Source organism: Arcobacter suis CECT 7833 (assembly GCF_003544815.1).
Lineage (GTDB): Bacteria > Campylobacterota > Campylobacteria > Campylobacterales > Arcobacteraceae > Aliarcobacter > Aliarcobacter suis.
This window is the reverse complement of sequence record NZ_CP032100.1, coordinates 564,683-583,268: the sequence shown is the minus strand read 5'-3', so window position 1 is coordinate 583,268 and position 18,586 is coordinate 564,683. Positions and strand designations below refer to the sequence as shown.

18 protein-coding genes are annotated in these 18,586 nt (G+C 26.9%); 9 read left to right on the top strand and 9 right to left on the bottom strand.

The annotated features are described in order from the left end of the window. Positions 1 to 5: 5 nt before the first annotated feature. The 6 genes from accD to ASUIS_RS02815 form a co-directional block, all read right to left on the bottom strand. Positions 6 to 872: an acetyl-CoA carboxylase, carboxyltransferase subunit beta gene (accD, locus tag ASUIS_RS02840; protein WP_118885631.1), complete on the bottom strand. Its 867-nt coding sequence runs from the start codon at positions 870 to 872 to the stop codon at positions 6 to 8. 18 nt (positions 873 to 890) lie between these two features. Next, positions 891 to 2,102, bottom strand: coding sequence for a methionine adenosyltransferase (gene metK / locus ASUIS_RS02835; protein ID WP_118885630.1), 1,212 nt, complete (start codon positions 2,100 to 2,102; stop codon positions 891 to 893). A 172-nt stretch (positions 2,103 to 2,274) separates the two neighbouring features. Further along, entirely contained in the window at positions 2,275 to 2,505 is a 231-nt protein-coding gene (locus tag ASUIS_RS02830; RefSeq protein ID WP_118885629.1) for a hypothetical protein, read from the bottom strand. Next, complete coding sequence (locus tag ASUIS_RS02825; protein WP_118885628.1) at positions 2,483 to 4,255, bottom strand: Na/Pi cotransporter family protein; 1,773 nt, start codon at positions 4,253 to 4,255, stop codon at positions 2,483 to 2,485. The genes ASUIS_RS02830 and ASUIS_RS02825 overlap by 23 nt, the downstream gene beginning before the upstream one ends. Next, entirely contained in the window at positions 4,255 to 6,057 is a 1,803-nt protein-coding gene (gene glmS, locus ASUIS_RS02820) for a glutamine--fructose-6-phosphate transaminase (isomerizing) (RefSeq protein WP_118885627.1), read from the bottom strand. The genes ASUIS_RS02825 and glmS overlap by 1 nt, the downstream gene beginning before the upstream one ends. Positions 6,058 to 6,142: 85 nt before the next feature. Continuing rightward, the gene (locus ASUIS_RS02815) at positions 6,143 to 6,916 is read right to left on the bottom strand and encodes an inositol monophosphatase family protein (RefSeq protein WP_118885626.1); all 774 of its coding nucleotides are present in this window, start codon (positions 6,914 to 6,916) and stop codon (positions 6,143 to 6,145) included. A 116-nt stretch (positions 6,917 to 7,032) separates the two neighbouring features. Here ASUIS_RS02815 and ASUIS_RS02810 point away from each other — a divergent pair, with 116 nt between their 5' ends. From ASUIS_RS02810 to ASUIS_RS02770, 9 genes are read left to right on the top strand one after another with little or no spacing between them, the layout of a single operon-like run. Further along, the gene (locus ASUIS_RS02810) at positions 7,033 to 8,115 is read left to right on the top strand and encodes an ABC transporter permease (protein WP_118885625.1); all 1,083 of its coding nucleotides are present in this window, start codon (positions 7,033 to 7,035) and stop codon (positions 8,113 to 8,115) included. Next, positions 8,112 to 8,735: an ABC transporter ATP-binding protein gene (locus tag ASUIS_RS02805; protein ID WP_118885624.1), complete on the top strand. Its 624-nt coding sequence runs from the start codon at positions 8,112 to 8,114 to the stop codon at positions 8,733 to 8,735. The genes ASUIS_RS02810 and ASUIS_RS02805 overlap by 4 nt, the downstream gene beginning before the upstream one ends. Then, positions 8,719 to 10,299, top strand: a complete 1,581-nt coding sequence (locus tag ASUIS_RS02800) for a hypothetical protein (protein ID WP_118885623.1) — start codon at positions 8,719 to 8,721, stop codon at positions 10,297 to 10,299. The genes ASUIS_RS02805 and ASUIS_RS02800 overlap by 17 nt, the downstream gene beginning before the upstream one ends. Further along, the gene (locus ASUIS_RS02795; protein WP_118885622.1) at positions 10,287 to 11,255 is read left to right on the top strand and encodes a hypothetical protein; all 969 of its coding nucleotides are present in this window, start codon (positions 10,287 to 10,289) and stop codon (positions 11,253 to 11,255) included. The genes ASUIS_RS02800 and ASUIS_RS02795 overlap by 13 nt, the downstream gene beginning before the upstream one ends. After that, a complete protein-coding gene (locus ASUIS_RS02790) occupies positions 11,248 to 11,775 on the top strand; it encodes a YceI family protein (RefSeq protein WP_118885621.1) in 528 nt (175 codons plus the stop codon). The genes ASUIS_RS02795 and ASUIS_RS02790 overlap by 8 nt, the downstream gene beginning before the upstream one ends. Then, positions 11,776 to 12,231, top strand: a complete 456-nt coding sequence (locus tag ASUIS_RS02785; protein ID WP_118885620.1) for a hypothetical protein — start codon at positions 11,776 to 11,778, stop codon at positions 12,229 to 12,231. Then, entirely contained in the window at positions 12,228 to 12,956 is a 729-nt protein-coding gene (locus tag ASUIS_RS02780) for a metallophosphoesterase (RefSeq protein ID WP_118885619.1), read from the top strand. The genes ASUIS_RS02785 and ASUIS_RS02780 overlap by 4 nt, the downstream gene beginning before the upstream one ends. A gap of 3 nt (positions 12,957 to 12,959) precedes the next feature. Further along, positions 12,960 to 13,628 (top strand): response regulator, encoded by a 669-nt coding sequence (locus tag ASUIS_RS02775; RefSeq protein ID WP_118885618.1) that lies wholly within the window; start codon positions 12,960 to 12,962, stop codon positions 13,626 to 13,628. Further along, positions 13,618 to 14,994, top strand: a complete 1,377-nt coding sequence (locus tag ASUIS_RS02770) for a sensor histidine kinase (protein ID WP_118885617.1) — start codon at positions 13,618 to 13,620, stop codon at positions 14,992 to 14,994. Before ASUIS_RS02775 ends, ASUIS_RS02770 begins: the two co-directional genes overlap by 11 nt. Before the next feature lie 230 nt (positions 14,995 to 15,224). Here the strand turns inward: ASUIS_RS02770 and ASUIS_RS02765 are convergent, their stop codons facing one another. From ASUIS_RS02765 to groES, 3 genes are all read right to left on the bottom strand, one after another. After that, positions 15,225 to 16,439: an HD-GYP domain-containing protein gene (locus tag ASUIS_RS02765; RefSeq protein WP_118885616.1), complete on the bottom strand. Its 1,215-nt coding sequence runs from the start codon at positions 16,437 to 16,439 to the stop codon at positions 15,225 to 15,227. A 127-nt stretch (positions 16,440 to 16,566) separates the two neighbouring features. Then, positions 16,567 to 18,201, bottom strand: coding sequence for a chaperonin GroEL (groL, locus tag ASUIS_RS02760; protein WP_118885615.1), 1,635 nt, complete (start codon positions 18,199 to 18,201; stop codon positions 16,567 to 16,569). Continuing rightward, the gene (groES, locus tag ASUIS_RS02755; RefSeq protein WP_118885614.1) at positions 18,201 to 18,458 is read right to left on the bottom strand and encodes a co-chaperone GroES; all 258 of its coding nucleotides are present in this window, start codon (positions 18,456 to 18,458) and stop codon (positions 18,201 to 18,203) included. Before groES ends, groL begins: the two co-directional genes overlap by 1 nt. Positions 18,459 to 18,586 lie beyond the last annotated feature (128 nt).

The following is an 18,586-nucleotide window of genomic DNA, read 5'->3' as shown; positions in this document are numbered from 1 at the left end:
AATTATTAACTAATCTTTTCTTTTTGAAACATACTTAATAAATGTGTTAAAGTTTGTTTCATGTTAGATCTACTAACAACCATATCGATTGAACCTTTTTCAAGTAAAAACTCAGCTCGTTGGAATCCTGCTGGTAAATCAGCTCCAATCGTTTGTTTAATTACCCTTTGTCCTGCAAATCCAATTAATGCACCTGGTTCTGCCATAATAATATCACCTAAAAATGCAAATGAAGCAGAAACTCCGCCCATTGTAGGGTCTGTTAAAATAGAAATATATGGAAGTTTCGCATGGTCAAGTTTTTTTAATGCTGCTGAAGTTTTTGCCATTTGCATTAAAGCAAATGTTGATTCTTGCATTCTTGCACCTCCAGAAGCAGAAATTATAATAAGTCCTTGCTCTTTTGATATTGCTCGATTAACTGCTCGTACAATTTTTTCACCTTCAACTGAACCTAAACTTCCACCCATATAAGCAAAATCAAAAACTACTAACTGAACTGGAATTTCATTTATTTTTGCTTCACCACTAACTACTGAAGATGTACGTCCAGTGTTTTTTAGTGCTTCTTCTACTCTTTTTTTATAAGAAGTTTTATCAACAAATTTTAAAGGGTCATTTGGTTTTAATTCAATATCATATTCAACAAAACTATCTTTATCAGTTAAAATTTCAATTCTTCTTTTTGCCCCAATTCTCATGTGAAAATTACATTTTGGACAAATATTATTTTGAGCTTCTACCTCTTTAAAAAACATTAAGGCACTACACTCAGGACATTTAATCCAATGACTTGGGGCATCCTTTTTTGTTGGCTGTTCTTTTGATTTACTATCAAAAGAAATTTTGCTAAATAAGTTTCTTAAATCCATAATAATCCTTTAATCAATTTACTGAATATTTTCAAATTTTTCTAATTCGTCAAGTTTTTCCCAAGGGTAATCACTTTGACCAACTTGTCCACGTGCTGCAACATCTGCATAAAGAAATGTTTTTTCACTTGGTTTATCCAAAGCAAATTTTTGTGTAATCCATCTTGGAGTTAAGGGAAAAGTGTCCATTACAAATTGTGATAATTTATCATCATCAAATTTTGTATAAGAACCCATTGTATCAACAGAAACTGACGTTGGTCGAGCAACTCCAATTGCATAAGAGATTTGTACAATTGCTTTTTTTGCTAAGCCAGATGCAACTATATGTTTTGCAATCCATCTTGCTGCATAAAGTCCAGATCTATCAACTTTTGTATAATCTTTAGAACTTTGAGCTCCTCCACCAATTGGTGCATATCCTCCAAATGAATCTACAATTAATTTTCTTCCTGTTAATCCACTATCATGTAAAGAAGAGTGATTTACGTATCTTCCAGTTGGATTAATATGAATAATTGTAGATTTTTTATCATACATATTTGATGGAAGTCCTGAATCATCAATTAATCCTTGGATTAATTCTCTTACTTCTTCAATTGGCATTCCCTCAACTGAAGGTGCACTTACAACTATTGTATGAATTTTTTGTGGATTACAATTTTCAAAATTAGCTTTTGTCCCATAATCAACTGTAACTTGTGTTTTAATATCAACACCTAATTTTTGATTATGTTTTAAAGCATAGTTATATACTTTATCACATAACATTCTTGCGTATGTAATAGCAGCTGGCATATAATCAGCCGTTTCACTTGAAGCGAAACCAAACATAATTCCTTGATCTCCTGCTCCTATTTCTCCATCAACTTGATCTACACCTTGATTAATATCAGGACTTTGTTGATTTAATAAAACTTGAACTTGTACATCATCTGGATGTAAACATTGCTCTTTTGTAAAAGCTGATTTTCCATCATATCCGATTTTTGCTAGTGCGTCTAAAACTATTTTTTCATAATCTTTATTTGATAATTGTGCAGATGATTTTACTTCTCCACCAATTACAACATGTTTCCCTGCAACAAAAACCTCTGAAGCTACTCTACTATCTTTGTCTGCAATAATTAATTTGTCTACTATAGAGTCAGCTATTATATCTGCGCATTTATCTGGGTGTCCAGGGCTTACAACTTCACTTGTAAATAAGTATTGTTTTTTGTTTTGCATTTTTGTTTTCCATCCTTTGTTTTCCACAAGAAAAATCTTGAGTTGTTTTCCATCTTTTGTTTTCCATTTTTTTGTTTTCTATATTTGTTAAGAAATTTAAAATAAAAATTTAAAGAATTCAATTTGCCATAAAGACAAAAAGTTTCTAATATTAACTAAAAAAAGCTGTTATTTACTTTTTTTCTTTTAATTGTTTTCTAAATTTTTTAAGTAGCTCTTTCTCTTCTTTTAGTTTAATCTTCTCTTCTTGATTTTTTGTATCTCTAATTTTTTTTTCTAATTTTGATATTTTGTCTTCAATCTTATTTTGAAGTTTTTCTATCTTCTTTTTTTCAACATCTTCTTTTTCTTCAATTAATAATAAGTACTTTTTAGCTTTTTCATAAATTTTTTCCAGCTTCATAATCTTCTCCTAATTGTTTTATAGTTGAATCTTCTATCCACAATACTTTAGCTACATTTATTAGTTTGTTAATTATAGTATAAGCATGAGCACTATCATTTAATAAAGTAGTTGCCATTTTTTTATCAATTCTTTTTTCCCTAATTAAAACATCTATTCTTCCCGTTGATATTACATCTAAACTTTTTAAATACTCTTTTAATAATTCAGATTTTGAAAGAACATCTAGTTCATCTTTACTATTTTTAATCTCATTTATCGTGTTTATGGTTTTAGCAATAGCTTCTCTTAGGTAATTATATTCATCTTTTATGTAATCATTATTACTTGAAAGATATTTACTTATATTTTGTTGTAACTCTTTTGTATTTTTTACAGCTTCAGCTATATCCCTACAAGCAGTTCTTAAATCATACAAATAGCCTTTTTTTTCATTTTCTAAATTATTTATAAAATAAGTTGAATAATAAATTATATCACTATATAAAGATTTAATTCTAGTTTGATAAAAATCATCTATATTTAACTCGATTATATCTGTTGATTCTTTTACAACACTCGATATATCATTTTTTTCCAAATATCTATGTCTATGTAACATAATAGCATGACTTAAAACTTCACTTGCATTTTCATACAAATGAATAGTCTCTTTTCTTGTAGCTTTTAATGCAGCAAAAGGAACAGCTATTACTTCCATATCTAAATATTTTGTTTTTTGTATATATGAGCCAACATCTTCCACAAAAAGTTTTTTCAAAAATATTACTAATCGTGGAATAAAAAATGAAAATACAATAAGACCAGCTAAATTAAAAAAAGTATGAAAAAGTGCCAATTTCATAGCCCAATCATCGGGTGCGATACCAAGAATTTCAGCTAAATAATCAATCAAATCTACTAAAAAATATAAAAGACACAAGGTTACAATAGCGGTAACACCTTTAAAAATAAATAATCCAACGGCCATTCTTTTACTATTTGCATTTGATACCATAGCTCCCAAAGCTGCTGTTGTTGCTGTTCCAATATTTGCACCAACGGCAATTGCCATAGCATTTGTATACATTATTTGCCCCGTTGATAAAGCTGTAATTGTTAGAGCTAGAGTTGCTGTACTTGATTGAACTATTATTGTTGCAACCATTCCAATAAATGCATAAATAATAATTCCCATATATCCATTTACTGAAAATTGTGCTAAATCTATTCCCTCTTTTAAATCTTCAAATCCATCTTTCATATATCCAATACCTAAAAAAATAAATCCTAAACCTAAAAGTATATTTCCTAATCCTTGAATATTTTTATTTTTATAAAATCTAAAAATTACTCCAAAAATAATCAGAGGAAGTGCAAAAGCTGCAATATCAATTTTTAAACCTAAAGTTGAAACTATCCAAGTTGTCGTAGTTGTTCCAACAGCTGATCCAAAAACAACACCTAACGCACCTGCTAGCGAAATTATTTTTGCTGATAAAAAAGAGATTACAATAATTGCTATTAATGACGAACTTTGAAGAATTGCTGTTGCAGTGATTCCTAAAAATACCGATTTCGAAACAGTACTTGTACTTTTTGCAACTAATCTTTCGAGAATTCCACCACTAAAAAGCTTAAATCCATCTTCCATAAAGTACATACCAATGATAAAAATCCCAACTCCTGCAACTATATATTTCGAATCTTCATTTATATAAAGCAAATAACATAAAAATGCTAATAATATATATGATAAATATTTTTTCATTATTCTACTGTTACAGATTTAGCAAGATTTCTTGGCATATCTACATCATTTCCAAGTCTTATTGAAATTTCCATTGAAAATAGTTGTAAAACAACTAGCATTTCAAAAAATTCTAACATATAATGGTCTGTTTTATTTATTTTTACAAAATCATCTGCTAAATCAAAATCAAGTGGAGATATTGCACAAATAGTACTATCTCGTGCGCTTAACTCTTCTACATTTGATTTGATTTTGTCATAAAGTAAATTTTGTGGCATAAGTGCAATTGTAAAAAGTTCTGGATCAGCTAAAGCAATTGGTCCATGTTTCATTTCACCTGCTGGATAACCCTCAGCATGTAAATATGAAATCTCTTTTAATTTTAAAGCACCTTCAAGGGCTAGTGGATAAAATACATCTCTACCGATAAAGAAAAATCCATGTCCATGTAAATATCTTTTTGATAATCTTTTCATTTTTTCATGGATTTTATCACTAATACAAAGAGTTTTTGGAACTTCTCTTAAAGTATGTAACTCTTGTTGCATAGTTTCATTTGAAATTACATTTTTCGCTTTTGCAAAAAATAAAGCCATCATCCATAAAACAACTGTTTGAGTTGAAAATGCTTTTGTTGAAGCTACTCCTTTTTCAATTCCTGCACGTGTAAGAATAGTTGCATCAGCTACTCTTGTCATTGAAGAGTTATCAACATTACAAACAACAAGTGTTTTAAGACCTGCATTTTTTGCCATTTTTAAAGCTTCTAAAGTATCAGCTGTTTCTCCACTTTGAGAAATTACGATAAATAAAGTATCTTTTGTTAAAAGTGGCTCTTTGTATCTAAACTCACTTGCAATTTCTACATTACATTTAACTTTTGATAACCTTTCAAAAAGATATGAAGCTGTTAATCCTGCGTGATATGAAGTCCCACAAGCGCAGATTTTAATCTCATTGATTCCATCTATTATTGATTTTTCAATTTCATCAAATAAAATTTCATTATCTTTTATTCTTCCAAGCATACAATCACTAACCACTGAACTTTGCTCATAAATCTCTTTTTCCATAAAAAATCTATATCCATCTTTTTGAGCAAATTGTTTTGAAGTTGGTAAGATTGACCAAGAGTAATTATCATTAAAAAACTCTATTGATTCAGCACTAGCAATTCCACCAACTCCATCTTCTAAATAAACAACACTTGAAGCTAATCCAATTAAAGGAGCATCAGAAGAAGAAAATAAAACTTCCTCTTTTTCATTTCCCTTTGCTACGATTAAAGGGCTTCCGTGTTTAAAGAAAAATATTTTTTTTGGATCTGCTTTTGTAATTAAAAGAATCGAAAAAGCACCTTCAAGTCTTAAAATAGTATTTTGAAAAGCTTTTTTTGTGTCGTTTAGTTGGTTATAAAAATTTTCAAATAGGTGAACTATAACTTCTGTATCTGTTTGAGATACGAATTTATGACCTTTGGCTGTTAACTCTTCTTTTAATTCTTTATAGTTTTCAATAATTCCATTATGAACAACATAAGAGTATTCTCCTAAATGTGGATGGGCATTTAATTCTGTTGGTTTTCCGTGTGTTGCCCATCTTGTATGACCAATTCCTAATTCATAATCACTTGAAGCTGTTGCATTTACTTTTTCTTCAAGATTTACGAGTTTTCCTAAAGCCTTAAAAACATCAATTCTATCATTTTTTAAAACAGCAATTCCAGCACTATCATAACCTCTGTACTCTAACTCTTTTAAACCATCTAATAAAATTTTTGTTGTCTCTTTTTTACCAATATATCCAACTATTCCACACATCAAAAAAACCTTTTTTCAAATTTTAATTGTAATTATTATATTTAATAGTTACTAAATATGTGCTTTTCGCACTTTTTTTGTTATTTTATAAATTTAAATTTTTTATAAATTCATTGTGAATTTTACCATTTGAGGCAACTAAATATTTATCTTCAAATAAATTATATTCACCACCACTTATATTTGATACAATTCCTCCTGCTTCTGTAAGAATTAAAACTCCAGCACTTACATCCCAAGGTTTTAGATTCATTTCATAATATCCTTCATATGTTCCCTTTGCCACATAACATAAATCAAGTGATGCAGAACCTAATCTTCTTAAATCTTGACAAAGTGGCAATACATCTTTTATCTTTTTTACAACATCATTTAAATCATTTTCATCTGTTCCACTTGTGTATGGAAATCCTGTTGCTAACAGTGCTTTTTGGAAATTATCTTCGTGGCTAACTTTTAGTTTTTTACCATTTAAAAATGCACCCTTGCCTATTTTTGCTGTGTATAATTCATCTAAAATTGGATTATAAACTATCGCTAAATATGGTTTTTTATTTTTATAAACTCCAACAGAAATTGCAGTGTGGGGAACTCCATTTACAAAGTTTGTTGTTCCATCTATTGGATCAATTATGATTGAGTTATTAAACTCTATATTTGAATTGTCCGATTCTTCAGCAATAATATTAAACTCTTTAAATCTTTTAGAGAATTTCTTTTTTAAATATTTTTCAACTGCCACATCAAACTGAGTTACTAAATCTTTTTTTGCTTTAAAAGTGATATTTTTATCCGTATAAAATCCCTCTTTTAATATATTCCCAGCTTTTTTTATTATTTTTATTAAATCTTTTTTCATTACTTACTCTTTCTTGTTTTTTGTATTTTATCCAATTATGAACAAAAGTTAATATTTTATTCATTACTAGTTCATATTCAAAGCCTAAAATTCTTCAAAATAATAAAGGAAAACTATTGATTTCTAATGCTTTAAAAGCCTTGATGGCAAATAAACTAAAAACTACTCTTATCTATTTAAGTCTAATTTTTTCAATTGTTTCTATTTTTTTAATTAGTTCTATTTCAAATGGAATAATTACAATGTACTCTTCTATGCTTAAAAGTGACGGTGATATTATCATTACTCAAGCAAAAATTTCTGATACATTTTTTTCAAATGTAGATATAAATTTAATAGAACAAATAAATAAAATAAAAGGAGTACTTGAATCAACTGCTTTAATTGTTGGAGCAAGTCCAGTTGAAAAACTTCCAATTGTTGCTGTTTATGGAGCAAGTTTTAATCGATTTAAAAACTATGAATTGATTGCTGGAAACTATCCATTAAAAGATGAAGTAATTGTTGGAAAATCTATATATGACCAATTGGTAAATAAAAATGAAATTCAAATTGCTAATAAAACTTTTAAAATCTCTGGGATTTTTAAAAGTGAAATTGGTTTTGAAAATGGTGGAGTTGTTTTAACTATTAGTGATGCTGGGCAAATTTTCAATAAATCAGCTTCTATGATTATGGTAAACACTGAACTAAACTTTAATGTTGAAAATATTATCAATGATATAAAAATTATAAGTGACCAGATTGATGCTAAATCAACTCAAAATTTTGTGGATAACTATAATCAATTTAAAATCATAAAAACCTCATCAAATGTTATTTCGTTTATCGCCTTTTCTATGGGATTATTAGGAATCGTAAGTTTAATGAGTATCACAATAAATCAAAGAAAAAGCGAATTTGGAATCAAAAGAGCCTTAGGAATAAGTACTTCGAAAATTGTTTATTCAATTATGAGTGAGAGTTTTATTTTGGGACTTACTAGTTTTATAAGTGCTTTTGTCATTTCACATATTGTTTTGTTTTCTATAAAAAATATTTCAAGTTTACAAGGTTATGTAAATGGTGAAATTTCAAATGAATTAGCTTTTTATATTTTTATAACTTCAATTTTTATGGCTATTTTTGGCTCGATAATTCCTGCTTTAAATGCAGCAAAAACAGATCCAGTTGAGTTAATTCAAGGAAATAAAATATGATAAAAGTAACAAATTTAACACACTATTATAATAAAGATTTAGCATTAGAAAACATAAACCTAGAGATAAAAAGTGGCGAATTTATAGCAATAATTGGAGAAAGTGGAAGTGGAAAATCTACGCTTTTATCTATTTTATCAACGCTTTTAAAACCAACAAGTGGAGATATTGTTTATGAAAATATAAACTATAAAGATATAAAAAATATAGATGATTTTAGAAAAAACAATATAGGTTTTATTTTCCAATTCCACTATTTAATCAATTATTTAAGTGTAAAAGAAAATATAAATCTTGCAAATGAAAAGGCTTCAAAAGAAGAGATTTTTGATTTATTAACACTTTTAGGAATTGAAAATTTAATAGACAAATACCCAAATGAAATTTCTGGAGGTCAGAGACAAAGAGTTGCCATTGCAAGAGCTTTGATAAATAATCCAAAAATCATTTTTGCAGATGAACCAACTGGAAATTTGGATTCAAAAAACTCTTTAAATGTATTTGAGTTATTTAAAACATTTGCAAATAAAGGAACAACAATTATCGTAGCAACTCACGATAAAAGTTTAGCTGCGTTAGCAAATAAAATTTATGAAGTAAAGGATGGAAAAATTGAATAATTTTAGTAATTTTATAGATAAAAATTTCAAAATATCTATTACATTTTTTGCATTAGGATTGTTTTTCGGGATTGTTTATTCAATAAATCTTTTAGGTTTTAGTTTAAACTCTGAAACTTTAAATCCAGTAAATATGAGAGCAATTCATATTTCATTAATGCTTTATGGATTTATTCCATTAATGCTTTCGTATTTACCTTTTTTACTTATAAATAAGGAAGTTGGTTTTGATAAAGAGGGTCTTAGATACTTAAATCTTTATACTATTTTTTGGTATATCTTTTTGGTTTTTATGGTTGTAAGTTTGCTTTTAGGAAAAAATAGAGGTTTGGCTTTTTATGATTTTGCTTATGAATTAAACTTTTTATTAGCCTTAGCTGGTGTTTTTTATATCATAGCCTTATACAAATTTATTAGACTTTATAAAACTCTTCCTTTATGGATAAAAGTGTGTTTAAGGGTTGTAATAATAGCTCCTGTAACACTTTTAATTTTAATGAATCCAATTATCGGTCAAGTTGAAAGTACAGTTACAGGTCCCCATGGAGATAACACTTTAGGAATGAGTTTGGCTTTACTTCCAATTTATTATCTAATTATCAAACTATTAAATATTGGTGAATTTAAAGCTAGATGGAATATTTTATGGATTATCCCAACTATTTTTTATTTTGGAACAGTTCTATATAGAATCTTTTTTGAACCACTAACTTACAATCAAGAGTGGGTTGCTCAATATCTAACACTTTTATATGTTCCACTTTTATATAGATGGTTTAAAGATAGCAATATTCAACCATATGCAAAAAAAGCTTTATTAATTTCAATATTAGCTTTTTTGTTTGTGGATATTGAAGGAAATATTATTTTTATTCCGGAAATCAGATGGTTATTTCACAGAAATGATTTAGTTATTGCTCATGCTCATGTTGCAATGGGAATATCTGTGTTTTTTATGGTTATTTCAATGTTTATAAACAGTATAAAAGAACTTCAAAAATCTATCTATTTAAATAGCTATTTGTTTGCACTTTTAGGAATATTTATAGTTTTATCAATTTCAGGTTTTACAGAAGCAGGACTTTTAAATATTCCAAGTCAAAATCTTTGGATTTTAAGAACTATTTTTGGATGTTTTACTTTTATTTTTATATCTGCATTTATACAAATAGGTATTAAAACAAAAACTTATTCAAAAATAGAACTTTATAACATCGCTGGAATTTTAAGTGATGGATTAGGAGGAGTATTTTTGATTTTACTTGCTAGTTTTATTTATCCTTTAATTGGATTTAGTTTTAGTGGAGTTTATGAATATGTGGTTTTTGCTTTTGTAAGTATGACTGGAATTATTCATTATATGGCTTTAAAAAATCCATCAAGCCAAGTGGTTTTAATGAACTTAACAGTGATTATTAGAGTATTTGCAAGTTCAGTTTTTTTCGCTTTATATGCCAGTGGAAAGTTGGGATATGAAGCTTTAGCCATTTGTTTATTTGACTTGAGTTTTGTATTCGTTTATTTAATTTATTTTTATCAAAAGGAGTTTTTATGCAAAGATTAATTTTAATTTTTTTTATAGCAAGTGAACTTTGTTATTACTTACTAATTGCTCAAACAGGAGTTGTTGAATACTTTTCTTCAAATTTGTTTTTAATAGCGCCTCTTCCAATAGGAGGAATTATTGGCTCGTTACTGGTTTCATATATAAAAATTGATTTTAAAAATAAAATCTCTCTATTTTTAACTATTCAATTAATTATGAGTTTTTTATATCCAAATTTCAATATGTTAACTTTGTTTATTTTAGGATTTGCCGTTGGAAGTTTAGCTCCTCTTATTATAAATGAAATCAAAAAAACATCTCTACTAGAACTTGGTCTTGCACTTAGTGTTTCTTATGTTACAGGAACTTTATTATTTAACTATGAAGTTGAAGCAAGGGGAATTATTGCAATTACATTAACAACAATTACATTACTTGCTTCAAGATTTCTACCAACAAATGAACCTATAAAAAAATCAAATCAAGAGTTTGCTTTATTAATGATGGTTTTATGGGTATTTTTAGATTCTGCTCTTTTTGAAGCGCTTTCAAGGGATATTACAATTTCTATTTGGAGGGATGGTTTTACCTTTCAAATTGCACTATTTCATGTAATTGGAGTTTTTTGTGCTTTATTTTTCAAAATTGAGAAAAATCAAAAAAGTTTACTTATTTTGACTTTATTTGCAGCTTCATATCTATTTTATTTTTTAAGGGAGGGATTTATTTTATCAATAGTTTATCCATTTGTAATATCTTATTACAATGTTGTGATTTTACAAACTATCGCAAAAAAAGATTTTAAAACCATTACGTTTTATATGATTTTTATTGGTTGGATGGCTTCTGGTGCAGGGCTTTTTGTAGCTTTGTCAAATTTAATTTTATTTGTTCCAATTATTTTATTATTGGCAATATTTAAAATAATGTTGAGTGAATATAAACCAAATAACAAGGAAATAAAATATGTTTAAATTATTAGTAATATTAAGTTTAGCTCTATTTGCAAATGCAAATAACTTAACAGTTCAAAATGGTGAGATAAAAGCTCACACAAATGTTTTTGGAGATAGTGAAATAAATCCAACTACAAAAAATGTAAAATCTGATTTAACAATTGAAAATGGTATTGAATCAATCAAAGGTAAAATTTATTTTGATACCTTAACACTAATAAGTGAAAAAAAAGACAGAGATACAAATATGTATAAGTTATTGAATGTAGAAAAATTCAAAACAATCTCTTTTGATATTAAAAGTATTACAAAAAATGAAACTGATTATGAAATAAAAGGTGCTTTAACATTAAATGGCGTTACAAAAAATATTAAAGCAAAAATTATTATCAATCAACAAAATAATGAGATTTTATTAAATGGAGGTTTTTCATTTAATCTTACAGATTTCAATTTAGAGCCACCAACAATGCTTTTTTTAACTGTTAGAAATCAAATAGATATCTCTTATAATATTTCATTAAATGAAGTAAAATAGATGTTACAAAAACTTATTTTATCAATGATGGTTTGCATTTATGCAAATGCAGGTACATTAAAAATAGATGATAAAATAAGTACTTTTTCACTAGTAAATCAGTTTGATAAAATTCATACTATTACTAGTGAAATTTCAATGATTATAGTAACTTTCCAAAAAGAAACTACAAATCTTGTAAATGATTTTTTATCATCAAAAAATAGTGATTTTTTAGATAGAAACAACACTATTTTTATAAATAACATTTCATCTATTCCATCTATTGTTGTAAAAATGTTTACTATTCCAAAAATGAGAGATTATAAATATGATATTTTGTTAATTTACAATGAAAACAATAAAAAATTCATCGAAGAAGAAAACAAAATTACTGTTTATTTTATACAAAATGGTTATATAAAAGATATTAAATTTATATCATCTATATATGAATTAGAAGGATTTTTTAAATGATCCTTTCTAATATTCAAACAGTTGATGTATTTGTAAATAGTGCAAAACTAAATGATTTAAAAATTTTGCATTTAAGTGATTTGCACATAAATAAAAAAACAAACCTTGAAAACGTACAAAAACTTGTAAATTTGTGTAATGATTTAGTTTTTGATTTTTGTGTTATAACTGGTGATATAATTGATACAAAAGTAAAATTTATAAAAGAACAACTTCAAATTTTAAATACTTTAAAATTTAAAGTTTATTACATAAGTGGAAATCATGATTTATTTTATGGTTTAGAAGATTTAAAAAAAGAACTTTCTAATTTTATTTTTATGGATAATTCTTGCAAAGAATTTGTTTATAAAAATGAAACTGTATTCATAGCTGGTCTTCCTGATAGATTTTCAAAATTTTTTGGTATAAAAAGAGAAGAACAAAAAATAAAAAACTATCTTTTAAATGAACCCTCTATTTTTATCTCTCACCAACCAAAAGATTATAAAATCGCACTTGATGGAAATACAAACCTTTTTTTATGTGGACATACACATGGCGGTCAGATTTATCCTTTTCATTATTTAGTAAGGCTTGTTCAACCATTTCTTGCAGGAATATTTTATAAAAAAAATACAGCTATTTATGTAAATAAAGGCTTAGGAACTTGGGGTTTAAAACTTAGATATAAAGCAAATGCAGAAATAACAATAGTTAAATTAATCTCAAAAAGTGTAGAATAATTTATGAAAATTTTAATAATAGAAGACGACACAAAAATAATTAACTTTTTAAAAAAAGGATTAGTTGAAGAATGTTATATAGTTGATTCTTCAACAAATGGTGATGAAGGTTTATACCTTGCTAGTGTAAATGAGTATGATTTAATTTTACTCGATGTTATGCTTCCAATTAAAGATGGAATCGAAGTTTGTAAAGCCCTAAGAGCCTCGAAAAATCAAACTCCAATTATCATGTTAACAGCCAAAGATTCCATTGAAGATAAAATTAAAGGTTTGGATATTGGAGCAAATGATTATTTGGCTAAACCTTTTTCTTTTGCAGAATTACTTGCAAGAATTAGAGTACAACTACGAACCACAAATTCAAGCCAAACAAAAATTTCAATAGCTGATTTGGAACTAGATTTATTAAATAAAACAGCAGTTAGAGCAAATGAAAATATAACTTTAACAGCAAAAGAGTTTGCCCTACTTGAATATCTAATAAAAAACAAAGATAGAGTTTTGAGTGAAACTACTATAAATTCAGCTTTATCTTCATTTGAAGATTCAAATATTAGTAATATTGTAAATGTTTATATTTATAGATTAAGAAATAAAATAGATAAGAATTTTGATAATAAACTGATTAAAACAGTTCGAGGAATAGGATTTAAAATAAGTGATAAATAATCTATCAATAAAGAAAAAACTTCTAATTTATAGTTTTTTAATACAAGCAATAATTCTTACTATTTTTTCTGTTTCATTATACAAAGCACTTGAAATATCAACTTTAGATAAACTTCAAGCAACTCTAAAAGTAATAATATTAGATATTACAGATGATTTATTAGAAAAAGATAAAATTACAAATGCTATATTAGATGAAGAAAAAGAGTATAACTTTGAACCTTTATACATAAGAATATTAGATGATATTAGCCATGAAATGATAATTGAAACACCAAACTTTCCATCTAATATCAAACATGATGATAACTATTTAAATAAATTAAAACCAAGTATCATTACATTTGAAGAACAAAATGACTTTTTAGTAAGTAGAATAAAAATAGATTTTCATGGTGAAAAAAATGTAATAATTGAAATAGTAACAACAAAAGAAATACTTACATCAACTTTAGAAAATATTTTGTATATTTTAAGTTTTATTCTACCAATTATCCTAATATTAGCAATTATTGCTGGTAATTTTTTGATTTATAAATCATTCTCACCAATAGAAAATATACTCTTTGAATTAAAACAAATAAATGCAAATGATTTATCTGCAAGACTAAAAACAAGAAAAAATGAAGATGAAATAAATCAATTAATCAATGAAGTAAACAATTTACTTGGTAGATTAGAATCTTCTTTTGAAAGAATTTCTCAATTTAGTTCTGATGCTTCCCATGAATTAAAAACACCACTTACAATCATAAGAGGTGAAATTGAAGTTACGCTAAGAAAAGAAAGAACAACTGATGAATATAAAAATGCACTAAATAACTCTCTAAATGAGCTTACATTAATTGAACAAACAATTAATGATTTACTATTTTTAGCAAAAAATGAAAAAGATTTAATAGTAGATAAACAAGAAAATTTTTATTTTGATGAATTAATTGATGAATCAATAAATGAAATCAAAAGTTTTGCAAAATTACATCAAGTTGAAATTAATTTTATTTTAGAAGATAGTATAGAATTTAAAGGTTTCCCAAATCTTTTAAAAATAGCTTTAAAAAATGCTTTAAAAAATGCTATCCAATTTAGTCATAAAAATTCACAAATTATAGTAAAAAGCTATAAAAATGACGATACTTTCAATATTTCAGTTCAAGATTTTGGAATAGGAATTCCACTAAATGAACAAGAAAAGATATTTGAAAAGTTTTATAGAACAGATAAAAGTAGAAATAAAAATTCTGGTGGAACAGGGCTTGGAATGTCTATCTTAAAAAAGATAATTGATATTCACAAAGGTATAATAAAAATCACAAGTAAAGAAAATATTGGTACAACTATTATCTTATCTTTTTATAAAAAATAATTTTTATAAATTCAGTTTGTTTTAATCTAAAAAGATGTTATAATTACATTATCTAAAACAATTTGGAGGTGTGAATGGCGAACTTTTCACTTTTTGTGGTTGTTAAACATTAATTCAATTAAAAGTCTATTTTCAATTAGACTTTGGTAAACAAAGGTTTATTTACTAAAAAATAATATTTAATGGGGTTCTAGAAAAAAGTTTCTAGAACCTTTATTTTCTATAAATAATCATCTAAATACAATATCTATTACGTCTATTATTTCAGCATCTATATCAAAATTACTCAGGTTCTTTCTTAATAAAGTTATTGCTTCGCAATGGGACATAGATTTTCTATAAGGTCTATCTTCAACTAAAGCCTGATAAAAGTCCAAGCAAGATACGATTCTTTCTTCTAATCCTAATTCATTTTTAGTCAAACCAAAAGGATATCCTGTTCCATCTAATCTTTCATGGTGAGAAGATGCCCATTTTGTTATATCACTAAAATTATCAATTTTACTCAAAATTGTGTGAGTTAAATAAGCATGTTTTTTTATTTCAAATAATTCGTTTTTTGTTAAACTATCTTCTTTATCTAAAATAGAATTTGGCGTTCCTAGTTTTCCAATATCATGTAAATTTGAAGCTATTTGGATTTTTAATTTTGTTTCTTCATCTAAACCAAAATATTCTACTACTTTTAAAGATTTTTGTTCTAAATCCACAGAATGTTTTGCTGTAAATTTTGATTTTCCATCTATTATTTTTGAAAAAATCTTTGTAATTAATAGAAAATTTTCAAATGAAATTTCAATACTAAAATCTGGTAATATTCTTTCTAATGGATTTACTTCATCAAAATATTCTAAGTCTCCCCAAAATAAGAAAGAATCAGATAATTTTTTGTATGCATTTACAATATTACTTGAAAAAAGTTTTCCTTCATTTTTTATTACAAAATCTGTTATTTGCTCTTTTTTTTCATAACAAATATTAGTTAAATCAAAATCCGTATCCAAAATATCAGCAAAGGATATTAGCTGTGAAAAAAGAGGAATTTCATCTGCTTTTTTCCCAAAAAGACCTGAACCATCAAAATTTTCATGATGATATAAAATTACATTCTTTTGAAAAGTTAGAAAATGAAAATCTTTAATATTATTTTCTCCAATTACACAGTGATCAGAGAAATTTATCATATTAAAATAATCTTCTGATCCACTATTTTCATACTGATTATTAAAGTTACAATAACTCTCTATTAATCCATTATCATGTAATAAAGAGTATGAACACAAATCAAACTTTTCCTCGTCACTTAATCCCATAATATCAGCTATTTTAACACAAATATAAGCTACTCTTTTACTATGTTTTGAAGAAGTACATTTTATTTCATTCTCCGCTAAATCTAATGCAAAGGATATAGAAAACAAAAATTTATTTAGGCTTAAAGTCATAAATAAAATCCTTTTTGAAAATTGATATCATTATACAAAAAATTATTTATAATCAAAATTAATTTATAAGATAAAAAAAAAGGATAAAGCAAAAGCTTTATCCTTTTTTCTAAATATAGTTAAAAAACTACATCATACCTGGCATTCCACCCATACCCATATCAGGCATTGATGGCATTGAAGGTTTATCTTCTTTAATATCTGTAACTGTAGCTTCTGTAGTTAATAAAAGTGATGCTACTGAAACAGCATTTTGCATAGCAACTCTTTCAACTTTTGCAGGATCCACGATTCCAGCTTCAAACATATCAACATATTCACCAGTTGCAGCATTAAATCCTAAATTTTCATTAGTAGATTTTTCAACTTCATTTGCAACAACACCAGCATCATATCCAGCATTTGTAGCAATTTGTTTTAAAGGTGCTTTAATAGCTCTAAAAATGATTGCAGCACCAATTGCTTCATCACCTTCAAGTTCTAGTTTAACTTTAGCAGCAGCTCTGATTAATGCAGCTCCTCCACCAATTACAATTCCTTCTTCAACAGCAGCTCGTGTTGCACTTAATGCATCATCAACTCTATCTTTTTTCTCTTTCATTTCAGTCTCAGATGCAGCTCCAACTTTAATAACAGCTACTCCTCCACTTAATTTTGCAAGTCTTTCTTGTAATTTTTCTTTGTCATATTCAGAAGTTGTATTTGAAATTTCTGCTTTGATTTGTCCAATTCTAGATTTTACTCTTTCTTTATCTCCACTTCCATCAACGATAGTTGTGTTATCTTTATCAATTACAACTTTAGTAGCAGTTCCTAAACAAGAAAATTCAGCAGTTTCAAGTTTCATTCCCATTTCTTCAGAAATTACAGTTCCACCAGTTAATACAGCAATATCTTCAAGCATAGCTTTTCTTCTATCACCAAATCCTGGAGCTTTAACAGCTGCAATATTTAAAGAACCTCTTAATCTATTTACAACTAAAGTTGCTAATGCTTCACCATCAACATCTTCTGCAATAATTACTAATGGACGTCCAGATTGATTAACTGATTCTAAAATTGGTAACATCTCTTTTAATGAAGAGATTTTTTTCTCGTATAATAAAATAAATGGATTGTTAAATTCACCAATCATTTTTTCAGCATTTGTTACAAAATATGGAGATAAATATCCTCTATCAAACTGCATACCTTCAACAACATCTAGTTCATCAGAGATACCTTTTGCTTCTTCAACAGTGATAACACCATCTTTTCCAACTTTATCCATAGCTTCAGCAATCATAGCTCCAATTGCTTTATCAGAGTTAGCAGAAATTGTAGCTACTTGCTCAATTTCAGTTTTATTAGCAACAACTCTTGAAGCTTTTTTTAGTTCAGCTAAAATTGCTTCAGTTGCTTTGTCCATACCTCTTTTTAAGATAATTGGGTTTGCTCCTGCTGTTACATTTCTTAATCCCTCTTTGAAAATTGAGTGAGCTAAAATAGTAGCAGTTGTAGTTCCATCTCCTGCTTCATCAGCAGTTCTTGAAGCTACTTCTTTTACAAGTTGAGCTCCCATATTTTCTATCGTATCTTTTAATTCGATTTCACGAGCAACTGAAACACCATCTTTTGTGATTGTTGGTGCTCCAAAAGATTTTTGTAATAATACGTTTCTACCTCTTGGTCCCATTGTAACTTTTACTGCATCTGCTAATTTTTCAACACCTGCATATAATCTATTTCTTGCGTTATCACTAAATAAAATTTCTTTTGCCATTACATAACTCCTATAACGTTTTCAATATTTAAAATTAAGTACTCTTGTCCATCAAGCTTAAATTCAGTTCCTCTAAATTGTTCGAAAACAATTGTATCTCCAACTTTTACATCTTCAACTTTATTACCAATTGCAACAACTTCCGCTGTATGAGGTTTTTCCTTTGCGTTATCTGGAATATAGATTCCACTTGCAGTTTTATTTTCAACTTCTGTTCTTTTTACAAGAACTCTCTCACCTAGTGGTTTAAAATTCATACTATTTCCTTTTATTATAATTATATTTTCTATTAAAACTTAGACATTTAGCACTCTAAATTTCTAAGTGCTAAATTCTATTAAATTTTCTAAAATTTGTCAAGAGGTTTGAGTTTATTTGACTAAGA